The sequence below is a fragment of the Paenibacillus sp. JT31N11 genome (assembly GCF_056269285.1).
Window position 1 is genome coordinate 1,541,495 of sequence record NZ_JBWDNQ010000001.1, and the last position, 17,116, is coordinate 1,558,610.

Here is a 17,116-nt window from a genome sequence, read left to right on the forward strand (position 1 = left end):
GAACACCTCGATTGAATTAGTGTGATCCACGAGGGATCTTGTTTCCCGACCCGAATGAGCCCTCTCTGCAGCAGATCTCCGGGCCGGGAGTCCGTTCAATAGCAGCTTGCGGCCAGCCACTCCATCAGCTGATTTTTATTGCCTCGAACAGCTCAAGACTCGGGACCTTAACCGATAAAGACCCGCTGCCTGCTGTAAACTCGTAATCTTTGCCGGTGACAAGGCTTTTGACGGATTGCGGTTTTTGCTCCTTATCATATGGAATCGTGACTACAAGATTGTACATCGGAACCGGAGCATAGAAGGTTACGCCAAAATGCCCCGATCCGTTCACCAGATGAAGCAGCTCCGAAGAACCGTCCTCCTTGGCAAACAAGGCGGCTTCGACCATCGGTGAAAGATTGCCCTCAATGCGCTTCAACCCGGCGGTATGCTCCAGCAAATCCGCGATCAGATCTATCGTGTTTGTATGCCCTTGGCGGTGAAACAGAGAACCTGGCCGCCAGGGAATGAAGATGCCTTTTCCTTTGCCGTACGGATTGACTGTAAATCCGGGATGATCCGTAACCTGCGTATAATAACAGCGTTCCGGAGGTCCGAACATATGCGGGGGAATCAGGGACAGATGCTTCTCCACCTTGTCTTCATAGTCAGCGTAAATATAGCTTCCGTCGATATAAGCCAGGTCCGTCACAGGGAAACGGCTGAATCCGGTTTTGTCGGTCAGCTTGAAGCAGGAGGAGGTCATATCCTCTACAATCTCGTTCACTCTCTCAATACCCAGACACTTGAGAGCGGGAGAAGATCGTCTCTCGTAGGTGTCATCGGAAAAGCCGCCGAGCGATACCGAGATGACAATGCCTCCTTCTTCAGCGAAGGCGTCGAGCTTACGTACAAGTTCGTCGCTGATCGCCTGGTAATCCGGGACAATGACCGCTTTGAATTTGTCCCACGGCACCTCGGCGGCCACCGGCACCATGATGGCGTCGAACATATAATGATTTTCCGCCAGGAACCGGAACCAGCCTTGATATTCGCTTGTGCTGCCGTCAGGACCTCTAAGCAATGCAATGGTCGACCTGGAAGTAATATCCCTGTATTCGTCCTGATGCTCGGCATGGTAATGAAAAGCCTTCTTGATCCGTTCATAGCCTGATTTATCCTCATGGTTATCGAGCCGCCCAATCAGATAATAATCGAGTCCGCCGCCGTTGGTCAGGTTTTGGTACAGTCTGAGCTCCTGCTGATGCGGGGATACGGCGACATGACGGTATTGATAATCTATGAAATCAACCGTAGTATTTAATGAAATCATGGGCTTATAGGAGCCGAGAACAAATTTGGTGTTATCGGAAGCATCATATTGCCAATGGGGCAGAGATCGGGCAATCGCCGTGTTGGATTCCTGTCTGTACACGCTGCGCTGGTTAAGGTTGTTGGAGATGAGCAGGTCTGGATTGATGCTTGTGATCGCGTTATAAATTCGTTTGGAGTGCTCCTGCAGCGTAATGTTTTTGAATACCTTGTATTTGCGGAATACCGGATCCTTCATGTCCTCCTTAATGGGCAGCGGCAGGTCAAACATAGCTTTGAATTTTCGTTGGCAGTTGTCGCATTGGCAGATTCCATGATAGTTGTAGCTGTAATCCTTCACCTGGTAGCCGCCCATGTTGAAGAAAATACCGTCAAAGTCATGAGTGGTCAGCAATTCGCGGATGATCTCGATTGCATAGTCCTGCTGGTAGTCACTGTTCAGGCACACATGGACATCGCCATTGTAATCGACGATATTCCCCTGGACGCTCTTGTATGCCCATTCGGGATGCTGCTCATAGACCGGTCTGCGGACCTTGGAGAAGTCGGTTCTGGCCGTCACGACTATATCCGCTTTATGGCAGGCTTCAATGATGTCCTGCAGACTGTCTCCGTGCAGAAACGGACTTTGGAATTGAAAGGGAAGCTTGGTCGGATAACTGGCGATAATGCCCGCTGCATTAAGCAATACAGAGGTTGCTTTAAATTCCTGGAGATCCTCAACGAACTGTTCGGCATTGATATCCATCATATCGATTTCCCGCAAGTTCGTCTGAATTTGTCTCCATGGGCGCTTGGCCCACCAATTCGGTCTGCTTTCCGCTTCTATTGTTTTGGACATTGAACGAATACCTCCGATACATTCATGGATTATTGTTCCTTAGTGACAAAACTCTTGGTCCGCTGCACCATCATGCGAAGAATAATTCCCTGACATTTGTTCCTGCGATCGTCCAAAAGCAGGCGGGATCCCTCCTTGATTCGTTTTATTGGTCGTAGATCAAGTCCGCATAATAAGCATATTGGTTTAACCCTCCGGCATTCAATGGACTTCCTATGACATTGTCAGAATAAACAGGTTTCAGGGATGAAAGGTCATAAACGGTCCAGGATAGGCGAGGTGAAGTGGATAAAAGTCCTGTATTGCAGGGAATATGTGCCCCGTAATGGCCTGCCGGCGGCAATTATAGGCCAAATTTTAAACTTTCCGGTGTGTAATATAATCAGCACGAGAAGGACGAAATCATAAAATGACTATATGATGCCAGATGGCGGAGCCAGTATAGTATATTTAAGAGGCTGAAAATAAATTTTCATTAATGGAGGAAAATAATGAATCCTATTCATGTTGTCCTGACAACCGTGCCGTATGAGAATGAGCATTGGGACAGACTCTGCCAAGCATTCGCGCCAGCCGAAATCATCCGGCTTCGTCCGGACGATTCTTCAGGGATCGAAGCGGCCCTGGAACGGGCGGACGCTGCCGTTCTGAGCGGCGATCTGGATGAGCGGTTTTTGAATGCGCCGCTGCTGAGGTGGATTCATTGCGATCATGCGGGATTGAACAAATGCGCATGGCCCGAATTGTTCGAGCGCGGTCTCCTGGTTACCAGCTCTGCAGGACGGTCTGCGCCGGCACTGGCGGAGCACGCTCTGTTCTTCATGCTGGCTCTGGCTTACCGGTATCCGGATTTCCTGGACGCGCAGCGGGCCCGCCGATGGGGGATTCCGGGCCAGGATCAATTGCGGGGATTGTATGGCAGAGTAACCGGAATTGTCGGCATGGGTCATACCGGCACGGAACTGGCCATCCGGGCGAAGGCAATGGGCATGGAGGTGCTCGGTTACCGCCGAAGCCCGGGTGAGCTTCCTCCGGGAGTTGATCGTCTGTTCTGCGAGGAGCAGGGCGTGGGACTGGAGGATATGCTGCCGGAGTGCGATTTTGTTGTGCTCGCCCTGCCGCTTACGAACGCCACACATCATCTCATCGGCGAGCGGGAGCTTGCTTTGATGAAGCCTGGATCATACCTCATCAATATGGCCCGCGGAGCGGTTGTCGATGAAGCTGCCCTGATTGCAGCATTAAACGCCGGCAAGCTGGGCGGAGCCGGGCTGGATACCTTTGCGCTGGAACCGCTCCCGGCCGATAGCCCCTTATGGGATGCCCCGCGCACGCTTATTACACCTCATACCACGCCGCAGGTTCCTGACCGCACAGGACGGTCACTGGATATTATCTGCGAGAACGTCAGGCGGTATCGCACTGGAGCTCCAATGCTTAATGCATTGAAACCAACGGATGTCTACACACCTGCTACAATCTGATTGAACCTCGGCAAGAAGAAACGGCTATCGCTGTCCTTGACGACGAACTTAGTTGACCGGTTTGCCCGGATTTCTGTGAAGAAGGCTGCAATTATATGGCTGGCGCTCCCTGTGCTTAAGGGGGCGCCTTTTTCTGTTCACTATTTGGTACCCCTCTTCAGGAACTTGAGTGCGGCGGTATCCCAAGGGCTCGAATGCCCTCTGAATCAACAAGCAGCTAAGGAATGGGCAAAATAATGCGAGTTTTCAAAAAAGTCCACTTGCAGGAAAAAGCGCTGCATTACATACTGGAAGTTAACAAACGCGACTGACAGCCTGTGAGAAGAAAGGAGGCTCTGGATAATGCTGCAATAAAGGATGATTAGATGCTTGTCAAGCGAATAAATGTAAACGCTTACTGTCAATCTGTTCCCGCAACATGTATCCGTCTGAAAATCATGCCGTCATTTTAGCCGGAGGTGAGATGAATTGTTAAAGAGCAGGCATTATCGCAAAAGCTTGATCCTGATCCTGATTATTTCCAGCATACCGGGTCTCATTATCGGGGGGATTATTTATTGGCTGGCCGGCGGACGGATGGAGACCGAGCTGTTGAAGCTGCATGCCAATCAGATCAGGCAAAGAGCCTCCAATATGGACGATCAATTCTCGTATTTGGAATTATCGCTGGCGCACTGGGCCTTCGATCCCAAGTTCTCCAACAGCATTAAAAATGTTGACTTTATCCGGGATTTTCAAGTGGCCCGGGATATTACCAAGACGCTTCAGATTATGCAGGGCTCGAACCCCCTGGCGAGGCAGGTGGAGCTGTATATTAACAAGGATCAGCCGGTAAGATTCACGCCGGAATACGATGTAATGCGCGATGAGCCGCTGGCGCAGAGCTATAATGCGCTGCTGACGGAAGGAAACCAGGTCTTCTGGTCGATGGAGGCGGCGAGTCCGGACAATCCCGGCACCTCCGATCTGGCCCTCATTCATAAAATACCGGGTTATGATCTGCATCCGATCGGCTTTATCATGGTCCGTCTGGATCAGGACAAGGCGGCAGGCTTCTTAAAAACGTTAACGCCGTATAACGACGGCGACACCTTCATGATGGAGGAAAACGGGAGCACCTTGATTTCCAACTCGAGCACAGTCGATTCCACCGCCTTCGATGAAGCTTTGAAAAAGCAGGTATTCCTGCAGGACAGCGACGCAGGCTCGTTTCTCTACAGCTGGAATCACAATACCTATACCGTATCGTATGGAACCTTCTCAAGAATCGGCGTCAACTGGAAATACGTTTCGGCAGCGCCGATCGGCGTTATCACCAAGCCGGTTGTGCTTATTTCCAAATTTATTATTTCCTTAAGCATGGCCTCGCTGCTTCTTGCGGCATTGCTGTCCTGGCTGGCCTCCAGAAAAATATATTCTCCCGTGAACCGGCTGGTTCATTTGTTGACAGGCGGCAAGCCGCTTGCCGGCGAAATGCTGGAGCACCGGGACGAGTTTCTGATGATTGAAAAGCAGTGGCAGCATCTGACCCGGGAGAGCACAACGCTTCAGCATAAGCTTGCGCAGCAGCTGCCCCACGTGAAGGAGGGTTTTCTGCTGCAGCTGCTCCAGGGTTTTCTGTACTCCTGCTCCGAAGAGGACATACGGGAGAGGATGCGCAGTTACGGCTGGGCAATAGATGACCGTCAATTCCTCGTGCTGCATATTCAATTGACAGGCTTCGAGAATCTGGAGGACCGCTTCACGCAAGGGGATGAAGGTCTGGTTACCTTCGCGGCCGCCAATATTACGGCTGAGGTGGCAACCAATATGCTGGAGCAGGCGGATGTTATTAATTTTCACGACTTAACGATCGGCTTGATCATGATGCTGCCGGATGAGCAGCCCTTCCATAACGCGTTCAGCGCTTTCAGCGAAGAACTGACGCAGGCGGTTAATCAGCTGTTGAAACTGCATGTTTGCATCACCATCGGACAATCCTCCAACTCGATTATTGCAATTCCTTCCCTTTTTGAAGAGGCGAAGCAGGCCTCGGGCTACCGGAGATTCGGAAGCCAGAATCAGCTCATCGATTTAAAATCACAGAATGTCTGGGAGGATTCGGGCGAGCTCCGTTATCCTTTTGTGCTGGAACGGGAAATTATCCAGGCGATCCGGACCGGCAAGCGGGAGGAAGCGGAGGGCTTCATCACCGCTTTTATGGACGCGCTAATACTGACTGGCTCGAATGAGATCGAAGTGCAGCAGGGGATGCTGCAGCTGCTGGGCAGCATTCAGCATGCGATTCGCCAATCGGGGATGAGTCCGGGCCGCATCTTCAAGTCTGTCAATATGTACGAGCAGCTGTCGCAAATCCGCGAGCCGCAAAAAATGTTCAACTGGTTCAAATATAACGTGGTGCAAACCTTTGTGCGCGAATTCGAAGCCAGAGCGGATGTGCATGTAAAGAAAATAGTCGAGGCAGGCATGATTTATTTGCAGAACCATTATATGAAGGAGATCTCGCTTGACAGCTGCGCCGAGCACATCGGGACGAATCCGGTCACGCTAAGCAAGATTTTCAAACAGGTGTACGGTAAAAATTTCATCGATTATTTGACGGAGCTGCGCATGGACAAGGCCAGAGAGCTCCTGCGGGATACGCAGCTGAAAATCAACGACGTCGCCGAGGGCGTGGGCTACCAGCAGAGTTATTTTAACCGCATCTTCAAGAAGCAGCAGGGCATTACACCCGGCCAGTACCGGGAGTCCAGCAGGGAAATATAATGGCGTTTGCAATAAAGGCAAAGTCCGGAAAAATAATCCTATCGGGCTGTTCTGGCCAGTAATGACCTGATCAAAAAAGTACGGTTGCGGGAAAAACGGCCAGTGCGTATGGTGAAACCGAAGGCAGAGCAATCCCAAAATAAGATGCGAAGGAGTGATAACAATGAGTGGGCGTATCGAACCCATGGGGAGCATGATCCAAAGAGCCGATCCCCGTAAAAACCGGCGGCGCTTGCTTTCACGGGTGAAGAAGGATAAATGGCTGCTGCTGCTTGTACTGCCGGGACTTATCTATTTTATCGTATTCAAGTATTTGCCGATGTGGGGGCTCTTGATCGCCTTCAAGAATTACCAGCCGTTTCTCGGGTTTTTCAAGAGCGAATGGGTAGGACTGGACAACTTCAGACAATTTATACAGGACCCGATTTTTCTGAATTTAATGCGCAACACATTCCTGCTTGGCCTCTACGACATGATTTTCTTCTTCCCTGCTCCGCTGGTTCTGGCCTTGATGTTGAACGAAATCCGCATCTCCGGCTACAAGCGGTTCATTCAAACGCTTATTTATGTTCCCCACTTTATTTCCATGGTGATCGTGGCCAGCATTTCTTTTCTCCTCCTGACGACGGAGGGAGGCGTCATTAACGAGCTGCTTTTCAAATTGCTGGGTCACCGTTTTGACTTTCTCACGAGCGAAGCCTGGTTTCGTCCGATGATCATCGGCCAGACGATTTGGAAAGAAGCCGGCTGGGGAACGATTATATTTCTTGCCGCACTTGCGGGAGTCGACCAGGAGCAATATGAGGCTTCCATCGTGGATGGCGCAAGCAGACTCCGCCAATTATGGCATATTACGCTTCCCGCCATCCGGGGAACGATTGTTGTGCTGCTGATCCTGCGCACAGGGAACTTTTTGGACCGCGGCTTTGAGCAGGTTCTGCTGATGGGCAATGCGTTGAACCGGGAGGTCGCGAATGTATTCGATACGTATGTCTATACGGTCGGGATCACGCAGGGCGCGTTCAGCTACAGTACGGCTGCCGGATTGTTCAAAGCGGCAATCGGGATCATGCTTGTCCTGCTGTCTAATTATCTTGCCAAACGGGCAGGCCATCCGGGCATCTACTGATCGGGGGAGAGAGGATCATGAGAAACAACACGATAGGCGGGAAAATATTCGATGCCGCCAACTATGCGCTGCTTGCGGTTATTGCGGCAGTAATGATCATTCCGATTATGTACATCGCGGCGGGATCGTTTGCAACTGAAGCGGATATGATCAAGAGGGCTTTCTTCATCATCCCGGAGACCATTTCGTTTGATGCGTACAAGTATGTCTTTCACGACGCTACCTTCCCCAGAAGCCTGCTTGTATCGGTATTCGTCACGGCTACGGGTACGCTGATCAACCTCTTTTTTACTTTTACGATGGCCTATGCGCTGTCCCGCCGGGATATGCTGGGGAGAACCGTATTCATGAATATGATCATCTTCACCCTGGTATTCAGCGGCGGAATTATTCCAACCTTTCTGGTCGTGAAGAGCCTGGGTCTCTTGAATTCATATTTTGCCGTGCTGCTGCCCGCTGCGATCAGCGCCTTTAACCTGATTATCGTGAAATCGTTCTTTCAGGAGATTCCGGGAGAGCTGATCGATTCCGGGAAAATAGACGGCTGCTCCGATACCGGCATTCTATGGCGCATTGTGCTGCCGTTATCCAAGCCGGTGATCGCCACGTTCGCGCTTTTCTATGCGGTGACGAACTGGAATGATTTCTTCAATGCGCTGCTCTATTTGAACGATCCGAAAATGTGGCCGATTCAGGTGCTGCTCCGGCAAATCATTCTTGTTTCCTCCGGAGCGCTTGATATCTCGACGATGGATCCCAACTACGTCAAACCACCGGATCAATCGATCAAAATGGCGGTGATTGTCGTAGGCACCCTGCCTATTCTGCTGGTGTATCCATTTTTGCAGAAGCATTTTGCCAAAGGGGTGCTGATTGGCGCCGTGAAAGGTTAGAAGGACTCAGCAGCTGCTTGATCCATAATAAAGGGAGGAACGATGAAAATGATAAAAAATATGAAGTCCAAACGATCATTTATTGTTCTCGTAAGCCTGGTGCTGGCGTTTGCTGTATCCGCGGCGGGATGCAGCTCGGGGAAGACCGCCAATACAGCGGGTACACCCGATGGGGACCAGGCGGCGGGCGGAACGCAGGCGAATGAAGAAGCTCCGTTTCCCATAAGCGTAATGATGAGGAGCTTTAATAATGACATGATTACATCGCAGAGTACCATCTGGAAGCAGACGGAGGAATATACCAATACCAAGCTGTCTATTTCATTCACGCCGGATGCCGGCTATCTGGACAAGATGAATATTACGCTGGCCTCGGGTTCGATGCCGATGGTAATGTTCGCTCCCAACGTGAAAATATCGAGCATAGCGAACGCGATCAAATCAGGCGCCTTCTGGGAAGTCGGCCCCTACCTGAAGGATTATCCGAACCTTAGTAAAATGAATCCGACCATTCTCAACAACGTATCCACAGAGGGGAAGGTTTACGGCTTATATACCTCCAGGGCGCTCGGCAGACTGGGCGTATCCTACCGCAAGGATTGGCTCGACAATGTGGGGCTTACGGAACCAAAGACGATAGACGACTTTTATAACATGCTGAAGGCCTTTACGAACAACGATCCGGATAAGGACGGCAAAAACGATACGTATGGCATGGTCGTCACGAAATATGCGGGACCGTGGGATATTATGCAGACCTGGTTCGGCGTTCCGAATCAATGGGGCGTGGGCGGGGACGGCAAGCTGGTAAAAGCGGAATTTACGCCGGAGTATATGGAAGCGCTTAAATTTTTCAAGAAGCTGTATGACGAGAAGCTGGTCAATCCCGATTTTGCCGTCTATGATTCCGCCAAGTGGAACGACCCGATCATTAATGACCAGGCCGGGGTTGCCGTTGACGTTGCCGACCGCTCCTATCAAATCGAAGAAGCAATGAAGACGGCTAAGCCCGACACGACCGCCTCGATTGATCTGTTCGGGGCCGTGAGCGGACCGACAGGGCTGCACAACCTGCCGACAACCGGATACGGCGGCGTTTTCCTTATATCCAAGTCATCGGTGAAGACAGAAGCGGATCTGAAAAAGGTGCTGAGCTTCTTCGACAAAATCGAAGACAAGGATATGCAGATTCTGATTTCATACGGCATTGAAGGCAAGCATTACAAGGTAGAGGACGGCAAAATGATTCCGATCCTGCTGAATACGGACCCGCAGCCCGCAGATATCAATATCAAGAGCTTCAACCAATTGTTGATCGGAGTTCCGGATGTGCTCACAACCGCCTTTAAACCGGCTACCCCGCTGCGCGGCAAAGTGCAGGAGGTGCAGGAAGCCAACCTGGACATCGTCGTGCCGAATCCCGGCGAGCCGTTATACTCGGCAACTTACACGGAGAAGGGCGCACAACTGGATACGATCGCGGCCGATGCCAGAATCAAGTTTATCGTCGGCAAAATCGACGAAGCGGGATTTCAAGCCGATATGGATCTGTGGAAGAAAAGCGGCGGGGATGAGTACGTGAAGGAAATGAATGAAGCCTATGCCGCCAGCCAGCAGAAATAAGGAGAAGATATGATCCCGATTATAATTACAGGAGGTTTGACGAATATGGGCAAAGGAAAAATATGGGCGCCGGAATGGTCCTTCGCCAAGGACCGGACAACAGGCGTGAACATCTGCCAATTAACGAATTATATGGGCCACAGCTATCATCTCTACTTTACGGAGAAGGGGTGGTATAACGAGGGAAGAAATCTGGTGTTCCGGTCTGACCGGGACAATACCTCGAACCTGTTCAGCATCGATTTGCAAACCGGCCATATTCTCCAGCTGACCGATCTGGGGAAAGGACCTTCCTACCTGAGCGCTTGTCTTCATCCGCAAGGAAGCGAGGTCTATTTTCACCATAATCATTCCCTGGTTGCCCTTGATCTGGAGACATTGGAGCAGCGGACCTTATATGAGAAGCCGGAGGGCTTCAATATCGGCAGCTTCAATTGTACGGCGGACGGCGGACACCTGCTGCTGGCGCTGGGCGAAGATATTTCCTCCAGGGTGGAGTCGGATTTGAAGAACGGCTATGTCGGGTTCGAAGAGGTCATGCGGGCACGGCCGCTGAGCCGCATTCTTCGCATATCGCTGCAAACCGGGGAAGTGGAGACGGTGTTCGAGGATGAGTGCTTCATCGGCCATATCAACGCTTCCCCGACCGCATCGAATCTGCTGACCTTCTGCCATGAAGGCCCCTGGAATATCGTCGATCACCGGATCTGGGGTCTGGATCTGGATACGGGCCGGAAATGGAAAATCCGCAGCCGGACCGAGCCGATGGAGATGGTGGGCCATGAATACTGGCTGGCTGGAGGAGAATACGTAGGCTACCACGGTATGCGGGAAAGCGGCGTTAATTTCTTCGGCAGAATCCGACCGGACAATACAGGACTGGAAGAAGTGGAATTCCCGTTTACAACCTGGCACTCGTACTCCAGCGATTTCTCCCGCGTCGTTGTCGACAGCAGGGATACGGTCACTTCCATGTGCCTGTGGCAGAGGGAGGGAGACAGCTTCGCCGGGCCGCGCGTCCTGCTCGATCACCGCTGCAGCTTCCATGTGCAGAAGGTTCATGCGCATCCTTTGTTTACGCCAGATGGCAACAAGCTTCTGTACACAAGCGACAAAAACGGTTACGGCAATCTCTATCTGGCGGATATTCCCGAGGATATCACGCAGCTGCCCGAGCTTGTGCTGCCCGAAAATTATAGATTTCCAAAAATAGTCTGATTAACCGGGAAAGCTTATGACCGGGTTTCGAAAGGGAGGTTTGGAGTTTGCCGAAGCTGCAGCTCAACGAGATAGCGGTTAAAGAGGCGATCAACCGGGTGACGGAGCGTGTGTTCCGCATGGATTTCACATGGGATTGGCCTGCAGGAGTTGCATTATATGGGGTATCGAGGGCCCATGAGGCCACCGGGCAGCAGCATTATCTGGAGTCCCTGGTCCGCTGGACGGATGAGCAGCTGGAGGAAGGCATCCCGAGATTAACGGTCAATGCCGTCTCCATAGGGCATACATTGATTCACTTGTATAAAGAAACGAAGCAGGAGAAATATTTGGATGCTGCAATCAGCATGGCGGAATATTTGCGGACGGAAGCACCGCGTTTTGCGGGCGGCATTTTTCAGCATACGGTATCCCAGAACTACAGCTTTCCGGAGCAAGCCTGGGTGGATACGATGTTTATGGCCGGTTATTTTCTGGTGCGGATGGGAGCGCTGCTGAAGAACAGCGATTATACGGAGGATGGCCTGCTGCAGTATCACGGGCATGAGGATTTTCTGCAGGATGCCGATACGAATTTATATTATCACGGCTGGGATCATCTTGCCAAGAGCAATATGTCGGCTGTCTTCTGGGCGAGAGGCAACAGCTGGGCGGCCTATACAATGGCTATGGCTTTGAAGGAGGTGGAAGTCACCCATCCGTCCTATATGAGAATATACGATTCGCTTCGCGACCAGTTAAGCACGCTTGTCCGGCTGCAGTCGGACGAAGGCTTGTGGCATACGGTTCTGCAGGATGAGAGCTCCTATGCCGAGGTGTCGGGTTCGTCCGGAATTGCGGCTGCGCTGGTTCGCTATAACGAAGCAATAGGCAGCCCTCTCTACAATACCTATATTCAAAAGTCGATTGCGGGCATTCTCGGCAGCATTACGGAAAACGGTTCTGTTGCGGATGTTTCTGCGGGCACGGCTGTAATGAATAACGCAGACGGCTATAAGGAGGTTCCCCGCCGAAGAGTTCAAGGCTGGGGACAGGGATTGGCGCTTGTATTCCTTGCCTCGCTGCTGACGTATGAATGGAAGGAAACGAAGGACAACGGAACCATCGTTGAACGCGGCTGAACACGAATCGAAGAAGTCCGATTGCGGCTTGAATGCGCCCGGACTTCTTCTTTTATTATCCCTGCCGATAGAATACAGCGTGCTTTAGTACGGATGGTCTCAATTGGCAGTTCTGGCCGGAAATAACGGCGAACGAAAAAAATGCTTGAAATCCTTCCGGGTCTCCCTCATAATTGGAAATGTGCGCGGGCACGAAGACAACCAAGGAGAGAAACAATGACAATCACGATCAGGCATATCGCCGACAAGGCCGGAGTTTCGAGGGGCACGGTAGACCGGGTGCTCAACGGACGTGCAGGCGTCAAACCGGACGTAAGAGAGAGAATACTAGCGATTGCCAAGGAGATGGATTATTCGCCGAACGTGGCCGCGAAAGCATTGGCTTACAGCAAGAAGCCCATTTTATTCGGGGTGGTGATGCCGCCGCGGGAGATCAGCTTTTTTGACGAAGTCAGACATGGAATTCAGCAAGCAGCCGAGGAATTGAAGGACTTGGGAATTCGTCTGGAATACGAATATGTGGACAACCGCAAGCATGAAGAGGGCGCTTCCGCCATCGACAAGCTGGTAGACATGGGGGCGGACGGCATTTTGTTTGCGGCGATGGATGACGATCTTACCAGAGCCAGCATCGATCGCGCGGCCAGCCAGGGAGTACCGGTCGTCACGTTCAATTCGGACGTGGAGCATTCAAGGCGAATTTGCTTTGTCGGCCAGGATCTTTCCAGAAGCGGACGGATTGCAGCGGGTCTGATGAGCAGGGTTTTGAAAGCGGATTCCAAGGTTCTCGTCGTCACCGGCAGCTTGAATTTCCACGCTCACCGATCCAGAGTGGAGGGCTTCGAGAACAATATGGAGAAGAGCGGAAGCGGCATCGAAATCGTGCGAGTAGCCGAAGGGTTCGATCAATACGAGCTTACCTTTTCCCAGATCGACCAGGCTTTCGTGCAGGAACCCGGGATTGCAGGAATTTATATGGCAACCGGCGATGTCGGCGCATGTATAGATGCCATAAAACGCCATAAAAGGGAGGGGAAAGTGAGAGTCGTATGCAATGATCTGCTGCCGGAAACGGAGCGGGGCATGAGGGAAGGCATCATCGACTTTACCATCGTTCAGAATCCATCCATGCAGGGCTACCGGGCGCTGCGAATTCTGTTCGATCACCGCTTCCTGGGCAAGCCTCCGGAGCAGGAATACTATTTTACAGAGACACATATTATTATCCCGGAGAGTATGTGATTTTTTTTACCCTAAGTCGTGCCCGGGCACGGAATGAAAAAGCATCATTTCAACTTAGTAGAAGGAGCTAATGTGATGAGCCTGCAGAATTGGATTGAAGCATGTGCGGATAACGACATTGAGGTTGAGGACGTCATCCGGTTTGACCATGGAGAGGGAACGTATGCGATTTATCGTACGGATAAGGGAGATTACTACGCGACCGACGGATTTTGCACCCACGAGCAAATTCATTTATCGAACGGGCTCGTCATCGGCCAAATCATCGAATGCCCGAAGCATAACGGCAAATTCGATATTCCCACGGGCCAGGCCAAGCGCGCTCCCGTCTGCGTCGATTTGCGCACCTACCCCGTGAAGATCGAGGAAGGCAAGGTTTGGATACAGATAGGCAGTTAACTTCATGCAAAGGTGGAGCGCCATGAAATGAAAACGTATTCAGCAAAACCGTTGGAAAAAATGGGCCTGCAGATTTATGAATTAAGCGATTCCCAAAGCCGTTCAACCGTAGAAATCATACCGGAGGCGGGCAATAATCTCTACCGTTTCGAATGTGACGGCCGCCAGATAATGATGTCTCCGGACAGCCTGCCCGCCTTGAAAAGCGAGCCTTCGGCGAGCTTCAAATACGGTACGCCGATTCTGTTCCCGCCCAACCGGATCAAGAATGGAACATACCGGTTCCGGGGCAGAAGCTACCGTCTGCCGATCAACGAACCGCCCGATCATCATCTCCATGGGGAGCTGTGCTCAAGAGCCTGGGAGGTTGTCGGCATCGGGGCCTCGCAGGAGGAAGGGGCTTATCTGATCAGCCGGTTTCGATATGCGGACCATCCGGATTTGTTGGCGTACTTCCCGCATGAGCTCGTCTTCACCGTCAAGTACCGCCTTTATGAAGGAAGGCTGCATTTTCACGGCACGATCGTGAACGAAGGGAAGGAAGCGGCGCCATTCGCATTCGGACTTCATCCCTATTTCAACATCCCCTTCGATGCGGGTGAACGACTGACCCTGACCGTTCCCGCCAAGGAGGAATGGCCGGTAACGAATCAGGCTTTCGTAACGGGACGGCCTTCCGTGACGCCATTCGCCGCTGCGCTGAATGAGGGAGCCGCGCTCGCCGAGATTCCGCCGCTCGACTGTTCATTAATCGCCTTAAGCGAAGGGGAACGAACATGCCGGATCGGAATCGGGGAACAGGGTTATTCGATCGCTTTCCGGATAGGCGAAGGTTTTCCGTATGTTGTCCTGTTCCGTCCGGACTGGGGAGCAGCTTACTCCATAGAACCCTACACATGCCTGACGGACGCGTTTAACCTGCCCTATGGAGAGGAGTTGACGGGAGCGCGAGGGATAGAGCCGGGGGAAGTCATCAAGCTGTCGGCCAGCATTTGGGTTGATTCCGTTTGAAAATCAATCAGTAGGAGGAATCGTGGGAATGATCGATTTGAATCTGAATGTCGAACCGGAAATGCCTGAGCGAAAGGATTATCGGATTGGCTGCATCGGCTCCGGCTTTATCATGCGGGATTGCCATCTTGTGGCTTACCGCGATGCGGGCTTTCACCCTTTTGCAATAAGCTCGAGAACGTTTGAGAATGCCAAGGCGGCTGCGGAGCTTAGAGGAATTCCTCATGTGTACCGGACCTGGGAAGAACTGATTCAGGACGACCGGGTGGAGATACTGGATATCGCGGTTCCGCCGGACCGTCAGTTGGAAATCGTGCGGTATGCGGTCAAGTACCCTCACATCAGAGGGATTTTATGCCAGAAGCCGCTCGCGATGAATATCGGAGAGGCGCGGGAGATCGTGAAGCTCTGCGGGGAAGCCGGAATCAAGCTCGGGGTAAATTCCAACATGAGATACGACCAGTCGATTCGCGCTTTGAAGACGGTACTTGAGCGCGGCTACCTGGGCGAACCTGTTCTGGCGACGATTGAAATGCGGGCGATTCCGCATTGGCAGGATTTCCTCGCCAATTACGACACCATCGGCATTCTTAATATGGGCATACATCATATCGATGCCTTTCGCTATCTGTTCGGCGACCCGGAGAAGATTACAGCCGTTACAAGGCGGGATCCCCGGATAAAGTTCAAGCACATCGACGGCATTTCTCAATACTCATTTCAGTATGGCAGCGAGCTGATGGCGACCAGTCTTGATGACACATGGGCTTGGCCCGGCGAAGGAGCCGAGAAGGATATCTATATCAAATGGAGGGTCGAAGGGCTGGAGGGCATGGCTCAAGGTACGATCGGCTGGCCGGATTATCCCAAGAGAACGCAGAGCACACTGGAATTCACCACCAAGCAGTCGCCGAACGAATGGTTCAGGCCAACATGGGAGGGCGTATGGTTTCCCGATGCATTCCAAGGGACGATGGCACAGCTGCTCCGCGCCGTCGAGACGGATTCGGAGCCAGAAATAGGCGGCAGGGACAATTTGCGGACGATGGCACTGGTTGAAGCCTGCTACAAGTCGATTGCCGAAGGGCGTACGGTCACATTTTCGGAAGCGCTTTCCTGATTTGTTAGAAACCCAATTCCAAGGAGGAATCGTCCATGTTATCAGTAGGTATTTTTAACGGTTATTATCCTTATTCGCTGGCGGAGAGCATTGCCCGAATCCAGAAGGACGGCATGTCCTGCGTCCAGCTTGATCTGTCGTTCAAGGACATGGACGTAACGCCGGGAGCGCTGAACCGGGAGCAAGCCCATCGGATTCGGGATGCGTTCCGGGATGCCAATCTGCCTATCGTCTGCATCTCCGGCTACACGAATATCATTCATCCGGATCCGGTCAAACGGGCGGATAATATCTTCAATTTGAAGAAGCTTCTGGAGTTCGCACGCGATCTCGGCTCCCCCTATGTGATTAGCGAAACCGGCACGTTCAATCCCGAGAGCGACTGGGTATGGGATCCGAAGAACGGCACCGAGGAAGCGTACGAGGAAGTGTGCAGACAGTTGGAGGACTTGGCGAAGTTCGCATACGATAACGGCTCGATGTTCCTCGTAGAAAATTACGTCAACAATGTCATCGGTTCCGTGGATCAATTGACCCGTTTATTTGCGGATGTATCCCATCCCGGCCTTGGCTTGCTGATGGACCCGACGAACTATTTCACCGATACGAATATTGGCCGCGTCGACGAGGAGATCGACCGGATCTTCAATATTCTTGGGGATAAAATCAAAATCGCCCACGCCAAGGACTGCATGCCCGCGCAGGATGAATCGGAGAAGCATGCCGCGATCGATGCCAGCGAGTCGCACACGTTCCGGGGAGCAGGTGCCGTTGAACTGCCCGCGCCCGGGCTGGGCATCCTGAATTACGACTTGTATTTGCGGCGCTTATCCAGGCTTCACCCGAATATTCCGATTATTATTGAGCATCTGGATGAGACTGACATCCCCCGGGCGAAACGGTTTCTCGACGGGAAGTTAAAGGCTATTGGCGGCTAACAGCAGGAGAAGGAGGA

The 17,116-nt window shown here is 52.0% G+C and carries 13 protein-coding genes; 12 read left to right on the forward strand and 1 reads right to left on the reverse strand.

Annotation, left to right across the window (positions count from 1 at the left end; genetic code table 11):
• Positions 1-124 precede the first annotated feature (124 nt).
• Entirely contained in the window at positions 125-2,155 is a 2,031-nt protein-coding gene (locus AC0YNV_RS06680; protein ID WP_475766881.1) for an alpha-amylase family protein, read from the reverse strand.
• 491 nt (positions 2,156-2,646) lie between these two features.
• On the opposite strand from AC0YNV_RS06680, the gene AC0YNV_RS06685 reads away from it, so the two are divergent.
• The 12 genes from AC0YNV_RS06685 (at position 2,647) to AC0YNV_RS06740 (ending at position 17,099) form a co-directional block, all read left to right on the forward strand.
• A complete protein-coding gene (locus AC0YNV_RS06685) occupies positions 2,647-3,639 on the forward strand; it encodes a D-2-hydroxyacid dehydrogenase (protein ID WP_475766883.1) in 993 nt (330 codons plus the stop codon).
• 468 nt (positions 3,640-4,107) lie between these two features.
• Positions 4,108-6,405 (forward strand): helix-turn-helix domain-containing protein, encoded by a 2,298-nt coding sequence (locus AC0YNV_RS06690; RefSeq protein WP_475766885.1) that lies wholly within the window; start codon positions 4,108-4,110, stop codon positions 6,403-6,405.
• Between the two features lie 184 nt (positions 6,406-6,589).
• On the forward strand, positions 6,590-7,534 hold the full coding sequence (locus AC0YNV_RS06695) for an ABC transporter permease (protein WP_475767319.1): 945 nt from the start codon (positions 6,590-6,592) through the stop codon (positions 7,532-7,534).
• A gap of 17 nt (positions 7,535-7,551) precedes the next feature.
• The gene (locus AC0YNV_RS06700) at positions 7,552-8,427 is read left to right on the forward strand and encodes a carbohydrate ABC transporter permease (RefSeq protein ID WP_475766886.1); all 876 of its coding nucleotides are present in this window, start codon (positions 7,552-7,554) and stop codon (positions 8,425-8,427) included.
• Between the two features lie 42 nt (positions 8,428-8,469).
• A complete protein-coding gene (locus AC0YNV_RS06705; RefSeq protein ID WP_475766888.1) occupies positions 8,470-10,050 on the forward strand; it encodes an extracellular solute-binding protein in 1,581 nt (526 codons plus the stop codon).
• 45 nt (positions 10,051-10,095) lie between these two features.
• The gene (locus tag AC0YNV_RS06710) at positions 10,096-11,268 is read left to right on the forward strand and encodes an oligogalacturonate lyase family protein (RefSeq protein ID WP_475766890.1); all 1,173 of its coding nucleotides are present in this window, start codon (positions 10,096-10,098) and stop codon (positions 11,266-11,268) included.
• Positions 11,269-11,315: 47 nt separating this feature from the next.
• Positions 11,316-12,389 carry a glycoside hydrolase family 88/105 protein gene (locus tag AC0YNV_RS06715; RefSeq protein ID WP_475766892.1) on the forward strand — a complete coding sequence of 358 codons (1,074 nt, stop codon included), beginning with the start codon at positions 11,316-11,318 and terminating at the stop codon, positions 12,387-12,389.
• A gap of 216 nt (positions 12,390-12,605) precedes the next feature.
• Positions 12,606-13,631, forward strand: coding sequence for a LacI family DNA-binding transcriptional regulator (locus AC0YNV_RS06720; RefSeq protein ID WP_475766894.1), 1,026 nt, complete (start codon positions 12,606-12,608; stop codon positions 13,629-13,631).
• 75 nt (positions 13,632-13,706) lie between these two features.
• Positions 13,707-14,030, forward strand: a complete 324-nt coding sequence (locus tag AC0YNV_RS06725) for a MocE family 2Fe-2S type ferredoxin (RefSeq protein ID WP_475766896.1) — start codon at positions 13,707-13,709, stop codon at positions 14,028-14,030.
• 27 nt (positions 14,031-14,057) lie between these two features.
• Complete coding sequence (locus tag AC0YNV_RS06730) at positions 14,058-15,041, forward strand: aldose epimerase family protein (RefSeq protein WP_475766897.1); 984 nt, start codon at positions 14,058-14,060, stop codon at positions 15,039-15,041.
• A 28-nt stretch (positions 15,042-15,069) separates the two neighbouring features.
• Entirely contained in the window at positions 15,070-16,161 is a 1,092-nt protein-coding gene (locus AC0YNV_RS06735) for a Gfo/Idh/MocA family protein (RefSeq protein WP_475766899.1), read from the forward strand.
• Positions 16,162-16,196: 35 nt separating this feature from the next.
• Complete coding sequence (locus tag AC0YNV_RS06740) at positions 16,197-17,099, forward strand: sugar phosphate isomerase/epimerase family protein (RefSeq protein WP_475766900.1); 903 nt, start codon at positions 16,197-16,199, stop codon at positions 17,097-17,099.
• Positions 17,100-17,116 lie beyond the last annotated feature (17 nt).

Excerpts from the sequence above, each read along its gene's own strand:
- AC0YNV_RS06680 (WP_475766881.1), bottom strand. The coding sequence starts at position 2,155 with ATGTCCAAAACAATAGAAGCGGAAAGCAGACCGAATTGGTGGGCCAAG.
- AC0YNV_RS06685 (WP_475766883.1), top strand. The coding sequence starts at position 2,647 with ATGAATCCTATTCATGTTGTCCTGACAACCGTGCCGTATGAGAATGAG.
- AC0YNV_RS06695 (WP_475767319.1), top strand. The coding sequence starts at position 6,590 with ATGGGGAGCATGATCCAAAGAGCCGATCCCCGTAAAAACCGGCGGCGC.
- AC0YNV_RS06700 (WP_475766886.1), top strand. The coding sequence starts at position 7,552 with ATGAGAAACAACACGATAGGCGGGAAAATATTCGATGCCGCCAACTAT.
- AC0YNV_RS06705 (WP_475766888.1), top strand. The coding sequence starts at position 8,470 with ATGAAAATGATAAAAAATATGAAGTCCAAACGATCATTTATTGTTCTC.
- AC0YNV_RS06710 (WP_475766890.1), top strand. The coding sequence starts at position 10,096 with ATGGGCAAAGGAAAAATATGGGCGCCGGAATGGTCCTTCGCCAAGGAC.
- AC0YNV_RS06720 (WP_475766894.1), top strand. The coding sequence starts at position 12,606 with ATGACAATCACGATCAGGCATATCGCCGACAAGGCCGGAGTTTCGAGG.
- AC0YNV_RS06725 (WP_475766896.1), top strand. The coding sequence starts at position 13,707 with ATGAGCCTGCAGAATTGGATTGAAGCATGTGCGGATAACGACATTGAG.
- AC0YNV_RS06730 (WP_475766897.1), top strand. The coding sequence starts at position 14,058 with ATGAAAACGTATTCAGCAAAACCGTTGGAAAAAATGGGCCTGCAGATT.
- AC0YNV_RS06735 (WP_475766899.1), top strand. The coding sequence starts at position 15,070 with ATGATCGATTTGAATCTGAATGTCGAACCGGAAATGCCTGAGCGAAAG.
- AC0YNV_RS06740 (WP_475766900.1), top strand. The coding sequence starts at position 16,197 with ATGTTATCAGTAGGTATTTTTAACGGTTATTATCCTTATTCGCTGGCG.